The organism is Pseudomonas sp. MF06569 (genome assembly GCF_059862735.1).
In genome coordinates this window covers 57612-70162 of the sequence record NZ_JCBCUZ010000010.1, presented here as the reverse complement: position 1 = coordinate 70162, position 12551 = coordinate 57612, and the positions used below count along the sequence as shown (strand labels likewise).

The 12551-nt window shown below is 60.8% G+C and carries 10 protein-coding genes; 3 read left to right on the top strand and 7 right to left on the bottom strand.

The genetic code is table 11. From position 1 onward, the window contains the following. Nucleotides 1-10: 10 nt before the first annotated feature. Genes AC19YQ_RS12160 through AC19YQ_RS12150 form a run of 3 tightly spaced genes read right to left on the bottom strand, consistent with a single transcriptional unit; the run spans nucleotide 11 to nucleotide 3929 of the window. Nucleotides 11-211: a DUF1656 domain-containing protein gene (locus AC19YQ_RS12160; protein ID WP_016781859.1), complete on the bottom strand. Its 201-nt coding sequence runs from the start codon at nucleotides 209-211 to the stop codon at nucleotides 11-13. Continuing rightward, nucleotides 201-2387, bottom strand: a complete 2187-nt coding sequence (locus tag AC19YQ_RS12155; protein ID WP_326397389.1) for an FUSC family protein — start codon at nucleotides 2385-2387, stop codon at nucleotides 201-203. The genes AC19YQ_RS12160 and AC19YQ_RS12155 overlap by 11 nt, the downstream gene beginning before the upstream one ends. 30 nt (nucleotides 2388-2417) lie before the next feature. Continuing rightward, on the bottom strand, nucleotides 2418-3929 hold the full coding sequence (locus AC19YQ_RS12150) for an efflux transporter outer membrane subunit (protein ID WP_133076315.1): 1512 nt from the start codon (nucleotides 3927-3929) through the stop codon (nucleotides 2418-2420). Between the two features lie 220 nt (nucleotides 3930-4149). Here AC19YQ_RS12150 and AC19YQ_RS12145 point away from each other — a divergent pair, with 220 nt between their 5' ends. After that, nucleotides 4150-5082, top strand: a complete 933-nt coding sequence (locus AC19YQ_RS12145; RefSeq protein ID WP_133076316.1) for a LysR family transcriptional regulator — start codon at nucleotides 4150-4152, stop codon at nucleotides 5080-5082. A gap of 164 nt (nucleotides 5083-5246) precedes the next feature. Continuing rightward, nucleotides 5247-6236: a 2-hydroxyacid dehydrogenase gene (locus AC19YQ_RS12140; protein ID WP_133076317.1), complete on the top strand. Its 990-nt coding sequence runs from the start codon at nucleotides 5247-5249 to the stop codon at nucleotides 6234-6236. Nucleotides 6237-6345: 109 nt separating this feature from the next. On the opposite strand, the gene AC19YQ_RS12135 is transcribed toward AC19YQ_RS12140, so the two are convergent. Next, nucleotides 6346-7242 carry a DMT family transporter gene (locus AC19YQ_RS12135; RefSeq protein ID WP_219261667.1) on the bottom strand — a complete coding sequence of 299 codons (897 nt, stop codon included), beginning with the start codon at nucleotides 7240-7242 and terminating at the stop codon, nucleotides 6346-6348. 134 nt (nucleotides 7243-7376) lie between these two features. Between AC19YQ_RS12135 and AC19YQ_RS12130 the strand changes: the two genes are divergently transcribed. After that, nucleotides 7377-8249, top strand: coding sequence for an AraC family transcriptional regulator (locus tag AC19YQ_RS12130; RefSeq protein WP_133076319.1), 873 nt, complete (start codon nucleotides 7377-7379; stop codon nucleotides 8247-8249). 54 nt (nucleotides 8250-8303) lie between these two features. Here the strand turns inward: AC19YQ_RS12130 and AC19YQ_RS12125 are convergent, their stop codons facing one another. From AC19YQ_RS12125 to AC19YQ_RS12115, 3 genes are all read right to left on the bottom strand, one after another. Beyond that, nucleotides 8304-10721, bottom strand: a complete 2418-nt coding sequence (locus AC19YQ_RS12125; protein ID WP_133076465.1) for a TonB-dependent siderophore receptor — start codon at nucleotides 10719-10721, stop codon at nucleotides 8304-8306. Nucleotides 10722-10846: 125 nt separating this feature from the next. Beyond that, on the bottom strand, nucleotides 10847-11833 hold the full coding sequence (locus tag AC19YQ_RS12120) for a FecR family protein (protein ID WP_326397387.1): 987 nt from the start codon (nucleotides 11831-11833) through the stop codon (nucleotides 10847-10849). Then, nucleotides 11830-12390, bottom strand: a complete 561-nt coding sequence (locus tag AC19YQ_RS12115; protein WP_133076321.1) for an RNA polymerase sigma factor — start codon at nucleotides 12388-12390, stop codon at nucleotides 11830-11832. Before AC19YQ_RS12115 ends, AC19YQ_RS12120 begins: the two co-directional genes overlap by 4 nt. Nucleotides 12391-12551: the final 161 nt, after the last annotated feature.

The following is a 12551-nucleotide window of genomic DNA, read 5'->3' as shown; positions in this document are numbered from 1 at the left end:
CGGATCGGTCTCAACGGTAAACAGTGAGCGCCATGGCGCCAAAAAGACAGGCAAACAGGCTCAAACGCAGCAGCGCCGGGTGCCAGAAGAAGCGGTACAGGTCGTAGCCGGAAAACAGTCGGTCAAAGCCCCATGCCAACCCCGCCGCGATAAAAAACATCAGGGTCATGGTGGGCATGTAGACGCCGTGGAAGGCGATTTCACGAGGCATGTTCTAGTCCTTGCGGCTGGGCGTAGGCGGCCAGCGGCGATTGCGGGTCGAGCAGTGAAGTACGGATAAAGTGCAGGTAGCTTTGCACCCGGACCAGCGCCGAGGTGTCGAAGTTGCGGGCAAACGGTTCGTCGGTGGATTGCACCCGGCCAATGGCGTGGTCGACGGCAATCAGCGCACGCTCCAGGTTGCTCTCGCTGGGGGCGATAAACAGCCGGACCAGTGCCCGGCCCATCACCCGAATGGCCTGACGCCACGGCTGGGCCGGGGCGTAAGCCGGGTGAACCGGCAAAATCGCCTGCTCTTTACGCAACTCGATAATCGCGTGGCCGACTTCCAGCACCACAAACATCCAGCGCAACAGTTCACGCTGTACCTGGGGTTTGCCGGCGGCCAGGCCATAGGCCTGGTGCATCAGGTCGCGGGTACGACTTTCCAGGCTGGAGCTCAGGCCACGCAACTTGCCGCTGATGGCGTACACCACTTGCTCGCGCAGGTCCTGCTCCAGACGGCTCCACAACCAACGGCTGTTGGGCGGCAAAATAATTGCCCCCGCAGCAGCGCAGACCAGCATGCCCAGCACCATTGCGATGTAGTCATTGATGAACTGGTACGGGTTGTAGATCGTCAGGTTGTCGGGGACCGAACCGATGCTGAAAAAAATCAGCAGGCCCAGGCCGACCCCGGCGTAATTGGCCCGCGAAGTCAGGAACGAACCAAAAACAATCACCGGCGTCAGCACCAGGCACAGCAGCGGGAAGCCGTCGATGTTGGGGAGTACGAAGAACATTTCGACAAAACCCACCAGCGCCCCGATAAAGGTGCCGCAAGCCATCTGAAACGCCATGCGCTTGGGGTTTGGCGTGGCGGCAGACAAGCCCACGGTGGCGGCAGCGACCAGGGTCATGGTGGCGCCGCTGGGCCAGGCGGTCATTACCCAGTAGGTGCCGAGCACCACCAGAATGAACGCGGCCCTGATCCCCGAGGCAGCGGCAGACCACCAGTTGGTTTGCGAGATAAAGGGCTGATCCCAGCGCTCCCGTTCGTGGGTGTGATCGGCCAGCGAGGCGTGGGTCAGTGCATAGTTGTGCAAGTCATCGACAAAACGGAACAACAGCTCGTAAGCCGTATTGAAGTCCAGAAGGTCCGATGAGCCGGGCTCACTTTCCAGGAACTTCACCCGCAGTGCACGGACGTGCCCCGGCAGGCTCGCCTTGAACACATCCAGTTGCTCGGCCAGCAAGGCCGCATCTTTATCGGTCATCGAGCGATCGGAGTAGGTGTCGAGCAATTGAGCGAGCATTTCCAGCTCGGGCTCAATGGCCGACACCACGTCCACCACGCCACGGCTGCGCAAACGTGCGAGCAACTGGTGCAGGGCATTGAAGCGCGTGGTGATGGCCATGAACTCGCTGTTCAGGCGGCTCAGGCGGCCACTGCGACGACGCATGTGCGGGTCTTCAAACACCGTTACGCTGCGCATGCCTTCCAGCCCTACGCTCTCAGCGATAAAGCGCACATTACTGGCTTCATAAGCCTCCTGGGAGGACTGGCCGCGCAAGCCTTCGGCAACGAAACCGGCGAACACACCAAAGCGCTTATACAGCGCGTCATGCATGGCCGCGCCTGCGGTTTTAGGCAAAATGGCAGCGCTGACCACCGTGGCACACAGGATGCCCAGCGAGATCTCGAGCACCCGCCACACCGCAGCCATGAAGGCCCCTTCAGGATGCGCCAGCGCAGGCAGGCCAACCATAGCCGCGGTGTAGCCGGCCAGCACAAAACCATAGGCGCGAAAGTTGCGGCAACGGGCTGCACCGGCCGAGCAGATACCTACCCAGATCGCCATCGCACCGAGAAACAACACGGTGTTTTGTGCAAATAAGGCGATCAGCGCGACCATCACTGCCGAGCCGGTCAGGGTGCCCAAAAACCGGTAAAAGCTTTTGGCGAACACCTGGCCACTTTGCGGCTGCATCACGATAAACACGGTGATCATCGCCGTGCGCGGTTGCGGCAGCTCAAGACGCATGGCCAGCCACAGGGTCAGGAAGGCCGCGACCAGCACTTTGAAAATATGCACCCAGGTCACGCCATCACTGCGTGCCCAGTCAAAAAAGCCACGGCGCCATTCCAGGGAATACAGCCAGCGTACCGGGGCGGGCAAGTGGTTCATCTACAGGCTCTCAAAATGGCCATCGGGGGGTTAGTGATTGAACAGCGCCATGACGGCCGGGGGTTTGTCGGGGACATAGCGATCATCCCTGGGGACATCAAAACCTGCCCCAAGGCCGCCACCCAGAGCAGTTACCAGCTCGGCATGGGCACTCAGGCGGGCCGCCTGGACCTGCTGCTCGATCTGCTGCTGCTTGAACAGCAGGGTTTGGGCATTCAGTACGTTGAGGTAGTCGGTCAGCCCGCGCTGGAACGCGACCACGGCGATGTCATAGGTTTTCTGTGCCACTTGCACCGACTCGGCGGCGAAGACCTGCTGTTTTTCCATCGATTCGCGCTTGATCAACTGATCTGAAATACCCTTGAGCGCTGTCACCAGCGTCTGGTTGTACTTGGCCACGGCCATGTCGTAACCACCGGACGCCACGCCCAGTTCCGAGCGCAGACGGCCGCCGTCAAAAATCGGCAGCGAAATCGCCGGACCGACGTTGTAGTTGAGTTTCTTGCCGGTCAAAAAGCCCAGCGCGCTCCCCCCGGTGGCCATGAAACCGATGCTGCCAACCAGGTCCACGTTGGGGTAGAAGCCGGCATGGGCGACATCGATGCCTCGGGCCTGCGCCGCCACTTCCCAGCGGCTGGCGACCACGTCCGGACGTTGGCCCAGCAATTGCGCAGGCAAGGCCGATGGCAGCTTGAGTGCCGTGTTCAAGGCAAGGGTCGGACGTTTCAGCCGTGCGCCCTCGCCCGGACCTTTGCCGGCCAGCGCCGCCAACTGGTTGCGGGTCAGGGCGATTTCTTCTTCCCGGGCGTCAATCTGGCGATGGATCTCGGGCAGCGGCGCTTGCGCCTGACTGACTTCAAAATGTGTACCGATGCCGCCGTCCAGACGCTTTTGCGCCAGATCGAGGATCTGCTCCTGCTGATGCAGGGTCGATTCGATGATGTCGAGCTGGGCGTAATGCAGGGACAGCTGGATATAGGCGCGAACCACATTGTTCTGCAGTTCGAGCTGGGCCTGACGGGCCTCTGCTGCACTCATGTGCGCCATGTCAAGGGCCTGCTCGGTGGCATTGCTTTCACGGCCCCACAGGTCCAGCGCAAAGCTAAAGCCCAGTGCGGCGTTGTTGTCCCAGGTCGTGGAGTTGTCCAGCGCGCCGGGGCCATAGAACTGGTCCGACGGCCAGTTGTGCCGCTTGAGGGTCGACTCACCGTTGATTTGCAATGACTCGGCCGACTCGGCAACCCCCGCCATCGCCCTGGCCTGGCGTACTCGGGCAGCAGCCATTGCCAGGGTTGGACTACCCTGAACAGCCAGACTGACCCACTCATCCAGTTGCGGGTCGCCGTAAGCGTGCCACCATTGGGCTTTGGGCCAGTTTGCGTCTTTCGCGGCGCTTTGAATCGCCTCGTCGGTGGCCAGGGCATTGGCTGGCAACATCGTGCCCTTGGGCGCAATACCACCAAAACCGATGCAGCCATTTAATGCTAACGATAAAGCCAGAACACTGAGGGCTTTAAGCTCTCTGCTGATGCGACGCTGCACTGCTGCAAATTCCTGAAAAGGAGGGGGGGTTCTTGAGATAGAGAAGTCTATGGCTTGGCAGGCACCACGATAAGCGGGCATAAATGTGAATCTTTATTACCGTTCTTGGGATAATCCGTTAGTCGAATGAAAACCGGCCAGTAATGTCCGAAACTTCATGTCACAATTTGTTGATGTGTAATCGGTTGCTGTCCCCTATATCGCCCCTTGAGAGCACTTCATGGACACTTTGCAAAACATGCGCGCCTTCAGTTGCGTGGCCGAAGCCGGAAGTTTCACGGCTGCTGCCGTCATGCTGGACACAACCACTGCCAACGTCTCGCGCGCGGTCTCCAACCTTGAGGCCCACCTGCAAACACGTCTGCTTAACCGCACCACCCGCCGCATCGCCCTGACCGAAGCCGGCAAGCGTTACTTGCTGCGCTGCGAGCAAATCCTGGCTTACGTCGAGGAAGCCGAAGCCGAGGCCAGCGACGCCCACTCGCGCCCTGCCGGCCAGTTGAAAGTGCATACCATGACCGGTATCGGCCAGCACTTTGTGATCGACGCCATTGCCCGCTATCGCAAGACTCACCCGGATGTGACCTTCGACCTGACCTTGGCCAATCGCGTGCCGGACTTACTCAATGAGGGTTACGACGTCTCCATCGTGCTGGCCAGTGAGCTACCGGATTCGGGCTTTGTGTCCCAGCGCCTGGGCATCACCTACAGCATCGTCTGCGCATCGCCCGGTTACGTGAAAGCCAACGGCACCGCAACCACACCCAGTGACCTGCTCAACCACGCCTGCCTGCGCCTGGTCAGCCCGGTGATTGCACTGGACAAATGGGTGTTCGAAGGGCCGGAAGGCCAGGAAATGGTCCTGATCAACTCCTCGCCGTTTCTGGTCAACTCAGCCGATGCGATGAAAACCGCGATCACCAGCGGCATGGGTGTGGGCGTATTGCCGGTCTATGCCGCCATCGAGGGCCTGCGCAACGGCACACTGGTGCGCATGCTGCCCAAGTACCGCTCCCAGGAACTGAACCTGTACGCCATCTACCCGTCGCGCCAGTACCTGGATGCCAAGATCAAGACCTGGGTCGAGTACTTGCGCGGCTCGCTGCCGGAAATTTTGACCGCACACCAGACTGAGCTGACCACCTACAGCTAACCCTGTAGACGCTGCCGGGGGCTGCGAGAGGATCTTCACTGGCTCCGGAAAACGGGCTGCTACGCAGCCCTTCGCAGCCTTCGGCAGCGACTACAGGGATTGGCGCAAGTCGGGCGGGAATGTTAGCGTGCTTACATTCCCGACAGCCGATGAGCCTTGTTCCGATGAGCCTTTCCAGCACAAAGAAAACCGTACTCGCCTTCAGCCGCGTCACCCCCGAGATGATCGAGCGCCTGCAACAGGACTTCAACGTCATTGCCCCCAACCCCAAGCTGGGGGATATCAACGCACAGTTCGATGAGGCCCTGCCCCACGCCCACGGATTGATCGGCGTCGGCCGCAAGCTGGGACGCAAGCAGCTGGAAAACGCCACACAGCTGGAAGTGGTGTCCAGCGTGTCGGTGGGCTACGACAACTACGATGTCGACTATTTCAACGAGCGCGGCATCATGCTCACCAACACCCCGGACGTCCTCACTGAAAGCACGGCTGACTTGGGTTTTACCCTGATCATGAGCAGCGCCCGCCGGGTCGCGGAGCTGGACGCCTGGACCAAGGCCGGCCAGTGGCAGGCCAGTGTTCCGCCGGCCTTGTTCGGCAGCGATGTGTACGGTAAAACCCTGGGAATCGTCGGCATGGGCAATATCGGCGCAGCGGTTGCTCGCCGGGGACGGTTGGGTTTCAACATGCCCATCCTGTACAGCGGCAACAGCCGCAAGACCGAGCTTGAGCAAGAGCTGGGCGCTCAGTTTCGCAGCCTGGACCAACTGCTGGCCGAGGCGGATTTCGTCTGCCTGGTGGTGCCGCTCAGCGAGAAGACCAAACACTTGATCAGCCATCGCGAACTGGGCCTGATGAAGAAAAGTGCGATTCTGGTGAACATCTCCCGTGGCCCGGTGGTCGACGAGCCGGCCCTGATCGAAGCCCTGCAAAACGGCACCATCCGTGGCGCGGGCCTGGACGTTTACGAGAAGGAGCCCCTGAGCGATTCACCGCTGTTCCAGCTCAAGAATGCCGTAACCCTGCCCCACATCGGCTCGGCCACCCATGAAACCCGTGAGGCGATGGCCAACCGTGCGCTGGCCAACCTGCGCAGCGCCCTGCTGGGTGATCGCCCGCAAGACCTGGTCAACCCGCAGGTGTTCAAGGGCTGACACTGGGCCTGTTGTGGGAGCGGGCTTGCTCGCGATGGCAGCGACGCGGTGTATCAGTCACACCTCGGCGATCCGATCGCGAGCAAGCCCGCTCCCACAGGGGGGAGGCTCACGCCAGCTTGGCGTTCAGTGCCACCGGTTTGGGCTTGCGAAACACCAGCACGTTGCCCAGCATCACCAGCACCAGCCCGGCCAAAGCCGGAGCCGTCCACTGATAGCCCTCTGCAAAGGCCGACACATTCAGCGCCACCAGCGGGAACAACACCGTGCAATACGCCGCGCGTTCCGGGCCCATGCGCCCGACCAGCGTCAGGTACGCGGTAAAACCGATCACCGACCCCGGTATCACCAGATACAGCAACGACCCGACATAACGCGCGTTCCATTCCATGTCGAACGGGATACCCCTGAACACGCAGTACACCGCCAGCATGCTGGCGCCATAGAGCATGCCCCAGGCATTGGTCGTCAGCGGCTTGAGGCCAGCCTTCTGTTGCAAGCTCGACAGCATGTTGCCCGCCGAAAAACACAGGGTGCCGATCAACGCCAGGCCCAGCCCGAGCAAAATCTGCGGCGTCGCCGTATGCCCGCTTAATTCCGGCCAGAACAACAAACCCAGTCCGAGCATCCCCAGAGCACCACCGGCAATGACGTTACGGGCGACTTTCTGCTTGAAGAAAATCCGCGCATTCAGCGCGTTCCACAACGTTGCAGTGGAAAACACCACCGCGATCAACCCCGTTGTCACCCACTGGCTGGCGGTCAGAAAACACATGAAATTGACGCAAAACAAACACAGCCCCTGAGCCAGGCATATCAGATGCCCGCGCCTGTTCATCACCTGCAATTTGCGGCTGAGCAGCAGCACAACAAATAGCACCAGCGCCGCCAGGCCAAAGCGATACACGATGGACACCGGAATCGCCACCACTCCCAGTTGCAGCTTCAGGGCGATCCACGTGGTCCCCCAGATCAGCACGGTCAACACATACAAAAAAAGATTCATGGCGCACTCCAGACAATGGCTTTCAGTCTGTGCCCGAGCCTGTGCGCGCACTTGCAGATTCTTGCGCTTTTGTTGGCCCGGGGCTGGCAGCCCGGGCGCTACGGAGTAGGATGCAAGGCGTTGGAGAACTGACCATGCACACACTGCACACCCTACAAGTCTTTCAAGCCATGGGCCGCTCGCCCAATGCGCGCCTGGAGAACAGTGCCGAACTGGGTGACGGCATGTCTGCGGCCATGTGGAGCAATCACCACGACACCCGGGATTATGAAGCACCGACCCACCACACGTTGTCGTGCTACATCTCCGGCGGCACTGGCACTTTTCGTCGTGAGACACCCGGCGCCAGAGGCGCACCGGGCAAGTTATGCGTGCTGCCCGCCGGGCATCAATCGGCCTGGATCATCAATGGCGAAATTCGCCTGGCCCATGTCTATGTCAGCCAGGAGCAGTTTGCGCTGAGCTGCATCACCCTGCTCGACCGCGAACCACGGGAACTGCAACTGCGTGAAATCACCTTTCAGGATGACGAGCAGCAGACCCGGCGTTTTCACCAACTGATTGGCATGAACTGGAACGAACCCGGCGAACGCCTGCTGACCAGCAGCCTGGCGGGCGCCCTGCTCGACCATGCGGTGCTGACACAAGTGGGCTTGCGTGACGGGTTGCAACTCAAGGGCGGGCTGGCGGCCTATCAACGGCGCCAACTGGTCGACTACATCGAACACCAGTTGGCCGAGCCCCTGAGCATCGGCCAACTGGCGGCCCAGTGTGCGCTGTCGCCTTATCACTTTGCGCGCATGTTCCGCGAAAGCTTCGGCGTGCCGCCCCACCAGTACCTGTTGGCCCGCCGCCTGGCGCGCGCCCGCGACTTGCTGCGCCACAGCGCCCTGGCACTGGGCGACGTGGCACTGGCCTGCGGCTTTGCCAGCGCCAGCCACTTCGCCAACCGTTTCAAGCAAAGCCTGGGCAGTACACCGGGGGAGTATCGAGTGGCGTTCAGGTAACGTTGAGGGAGCAAGCTTGCTCCCTCAACGAGTCATACCCACAGGTTCCGGCCCTTAAAACTCCAGCGTGCTGGAGAATGTCATTTGCCGCGCATCCCCGATCGAGACGAAGGTCCGGCTGGCCGCCGAGGTGTAGTAAGTGCGGTCGAAAAGGTTTTTGACGTTGACCTGGAATTTGACCTTCTGCCCTTCGATCCGGGTGTCATAGGTGGCGAAGGCATCGGCCACGGTGTAGCCCGGCAGGTCGAAGTCGTTCAGGGCATCCCCCGCCCGCTCGCCCACATAGCGGGCACCGGCACCCACCCGTAATTTGTCACCGCCCACGATGTTGCCAAAGTCATACACCGCCGACACCGAGCCGCTGTTTTTGGCCACGTTCTGCAATCGCATGCCTTCGTATTTAGTGTCCTTGGTCACTTCGGCATCGGTGTAGGCGTAACTGCCGATCAGGCTCCACTGCTCGCTCAACTGGCCGCTCACGTCCAGTTCCAGCCCTCGCGATCGAACTTCACCGGCAGCCGAATACACGGTATTGCGGCCCTCGGTGGTGGAAACCAGTACGTTGCGCTTCTGGATGTCGAACAGCGCAACGCTGCCGGTGATACGCCCGGGAAGATCGAGCTTGGCGCCCAGTTCCCAGGATTTTGACTCCTCCGGCGCAATGGCCGAATCCAGTACCACGCCCCCTGTCAGCGGCGCGATGGTGGAGTTGGGTTTGAACGATTCGGTGTAGCTGCCATAGAACGACAGTTCATCGGTGTAGCGATAAACCAGTCCGGCACGGGGGATCCATTTCACGCCATTGGTGTCAGTGTTGGCCTTGAACGGAATGGCCTTGCCTGCCAGTTGGTCGTACTTCTGAAAACGTGCCCCGGCTACCAGAATCCATTGGTCGGTGAGGTGGATGGAGTCCTGGGCAAAGAGCGAGTCACTGCGCAGCAAGTCGGTCTGGTTGCTGTCACTGGCGCTCACGGTGGTACCGGCAACTTCCTTGCCATACACCGGGTTTTCATAGTTGAACACGGACTGGCTGTCCTGGCGGATCAGCTCGGCGCGGTAGATCTTGCGGTATTCATCATCCACGCCAAACACCAGGTCATGCTGCATCCCCGCCGCCTGGACCTTGCCCTGCAGGCTGAAGGTCGAGAAGCGGTCGGTGGTGAGTGCGCCTTGGGTGCCGTCCATTTTACGGGTCAGGGTGCCATTGGAGTTGACCTCAGTGACGCGCACCTGACTGGCATCGTAGGTCTCACGATTCCAGCTGTAGCCGAAATGGGCTTTCCAGTCGTCGTTGAGGTCGTGATCGACTTCGAGACGGTACAGGTCAGAGCGCCCTTCCATATTGTTGAACGGCTCATCCAGTCGGCGCGTGGCCGGAATATCCAGCGGATGATTGGTGGCCGGGTTGATCGCCGTACCGCGATCAAAAGGCGTCAAGAATTCCCGATGTTCGTATGCCAGCAACACCTGCGTGTTGTCGCCATACCAGGCCAGAGACGGTGCAATCAGCGTCTCGCGGTGCACACCGAAGTTGCGCCAGTAATCTTCGTCCTGATGGTCGATGATCATCCGGTAAGCCAGCCCCGAATCACCCAGCGGGCCGGTGCTGTCCAGGCTGCCACCACTGCCGTTTTTGCCCGAGCCATAGGTTGAGCCACGTACCGTCAGTGCGTTGTACTGCTCAAACTGCGGTTTTTTGCTGACCACGTTGACCACACCGCCCGGGTCTTGAATCCCGTAGAGCAACGAGGCCGGCCCCTTGAGCACTTCGACCCGCTCAGTGGTGGCATTCATCGCCCGCCCCTGCACCAGCGGCATGCCATCGCGCATGATCGAACCGTCGCGGTTGTCGCCAAAACCGCGCTTCATCACCGAGTCCTGGGTGCTGCCCAGCGTATTGCCCTGGGTGATGCCGCTGACGTTGTTCAGCGCGTCATCCAGATTGCGCGGCGCCTGATCGCGAATCACCTGGGCGGCAACCACGTTGATGGTTTGCGGGACTTCCATGGACGAGCCCGTGCCGCGCATGACCGAAGTGGTGGCCGGTGGCTGGTAGCTGGTGTCGGTTGAGGCCAGCGAGGTGATGCTGGTGGCCCCCAGGTTCAGGGCGCCTGCCGTGGGCTGGGGTTCGAGGGCGAAGGTGTTGGCGTCGGTACGGCGCACATTGAAGCCCGACTGCGCGAGTAACTGCTGCAAGGCCTGATCAGCACTCATGCGGCCCTTGATGGCGGGAGCCTGCAGGCCGAAAGGGGCTTCGTCGGTATAGACCACGCTGAGACCGGTCAAACGTGAGAAGTCGTTCAGGGCCTGGGGCAGCGGTTTGGCCGGCTGGTTGAAATCGAACAACGCGCTGGCCTGCTGCTGCGCAACCTCGGCGGCCATCGCGACGTAAAGCGGGTTGAGTGCCAACCCGGTCATCACTAAAGCAGAAGCCCCCAACCACTGTTTCACCGAACTTGCCCTGGACTTCATGCTCATGACCTGTGTGTCGACCTGATACGGAATACGAATTTTTCGCATTTTCAAGCACTACACGGATGCGGCCGGGGGATACCTCACCTGATGCTGAAAAAAAATTTCGGATGTGGGAGCGGGCATCAACGCAACACAATCAGCCCAAGCACGCTGTGCTGCTCGAACCCGAGCACGCCCTGCAACGAATTGAGCACCGCCTGCGGGTCCTGGCTGGGAAAGCTGCCGCTGATCCGCCTGGCGCCCAACTGGCTGTTGAGCAACACGATCTGACCGGGGTAATAGCGCTTCAGGTCTGCCACGACGTCGACCAGCGGCGTTTTGTAGTAGGTCAGCCAGCCCGAGCGCCAACCCAGCTGGGCCTCACTGTCGACACGATGCACCGCATCGGTCACTCCAGCGTCGTAGGCCATTTGCTGATCGGCGATCAGAATCTGCTGCGCAGCGTCCTTGCTCGCCTTGACCCCTACCCGCCCGGACAGCACCGTGACTTGCGCGCCACCGGGTTGCAGGCGCACCTCGAACTCGGTACCCAGCACCCGCGCTTCGCCGCCCTCGGCATCAACGACAAAGGGATCACCGGTGTGGGTGACGTGAAAAAAGGCCACGCCGCGGCGCAACTCGACATGCCGTTCGCCAGCGCTGAAGTTCACCGCGATGGCGCTGTCGGCATCGAGCGTGACCCTGGATTGATCGGCCAAAATTACGGTGCGTACTTGCCCCGGCGCGCTCACATAATCAGCGCCCAGATCATCCAGCCATCGCGCTGGCTGCCAACCGGCAAACACGCCGACCACCATCAGCAAACACGCAGCAATGGCCAGACCGCCGGACCAGTGGCTGACGCGGCTGCGTCGGGAAGTGCTCATCGCTGACAGATAACGCTGCATGACCCGTGCTTCTTCGGCCGCCAGGGTGCTGCCCGCCACTTCGCTCAACTCCCACACCACTTGCGCCTGGGCGTAGGCCTCGGCGTGGGCAGGATCGGCCTGCAGCCAGCGGCTGAATGTGGCCTGGTCACCGCTATCGGGCTGATTGTGCAGCACACTGAGCCACGCCAGTGCGGTGCGCTCTTGCTCGGGGGTGACGGAAACTTTCGAACGACTGATCACAACGCTGTCTCTGATGGCGGCTCACGCAGACTGGCCTTGCAGGCCTCCAGGGCGCGCATCATATGTTTTTCGACGGCACTTTGGGACAGGCCCATGACCTTGGCGATCTCGGCATAGGTACGACCGTGAATCCGGTTGAGCAAGAAGATATGCCGCGTGCGCTCAGGCAGGCTGCGCAAGGCGGCCTCGACCTGACGCAAATCATTGCCCGCCTCCAGCGCCGCCTGGGGCTCGCAACCGTTGGCGTCCGGCTCGGGCTGCCAGTGATGGTTGATCCGCTCGCGCGTACCTTCGCTGCGCAAGTGGTCGATGGCGATGTTGCCCGCGCAACGCAGCAAATAGGTGCTGAGTTCTTCGACTTGCACCAGGGGCCGCCGCCAGAAACGCAGAAACAAATCCTGAACCAGATCGGCAGCCGTTGCCCGGCATCCGACGCGACGGCTCACCAGCGCTTCCATTTGCGGACGCTGGGATAAAAACACCTGCAGAAAATGCGCACGTCCTTGGCGGGCTTCGCGGGTGGGACCATTCTCAGGTTCGGGTGGGATCATGGACATCGGCGCGCAGGTTAAAAGGAAAGCGATACTAATGATAAATATTCTCATATGCAAAAGCAGATGACGGGGTGCGCTGCTGTCATTGATCAGTGGTGATTGCTCAATGCAATCAGGCACCACTACAATGCGAACAATTCTTGTTCTCTAAAGCGTTTTCAGCG

Coding starts and splice junctions, on each gene's coding strand:
- AC19YQ_RS12140 (WP_133076317.1), top strand. CDS start 5,247: ATGAGCCTTTCCAGCACAAAGAAAACCGTACTCGCCTTCAGCCGCGTC.
- AC19YQ_RS12160 (WP_016781859.1), bottom strand. CDS start 211: ATGCCTCGTGAAATCGCCTTCCACGGCGTCTACATGCCCACCATGACC.
- AC19YQ_RS12130 (WP_133076319.1), top strand. CDS start 7,377: ATGCACACACTGCACACCCTACAAGTCTTTCAAGCCATGGGCCGCTCG.
- AC19YQ_RS12125 (WP_133076465.1), bottom strand. CDS start 10,721: ATGAAGTCCAGGGCAAGTTCGGTGAAACAGTGGTTGGGGGCTTCTGCT.
- AC19YQ_RS12135 (WP_219261667.1), bottom strand. CDS start 7,242: ATGAATCTTTTTTTGTATGTGTTGACCGTGCTGATCTGGGGGACCACG.
- AC19YQ_RS12155 (WP_326397389.1), bottom strand. CDS start 2,387: ATGAACCACTTGCCCGCCCCGGTACGCTGGCTGTATTCCCTGGAATGG.
- AC19YQ_RS12145 (WP_133076316.1), top strand. CDS start 4,150: ATGGACACTTTGCAAAACATGCGCGCCTTCAGTTGCGTGGCCGAAGCC.
- AC19YQ_RS12115 (WP_133076321.1), bottom strand. CDS start 12,390: ATGTCCATGATCCCACCCGAACCTGAGAATGGTCCCACCCGCGAAGCC.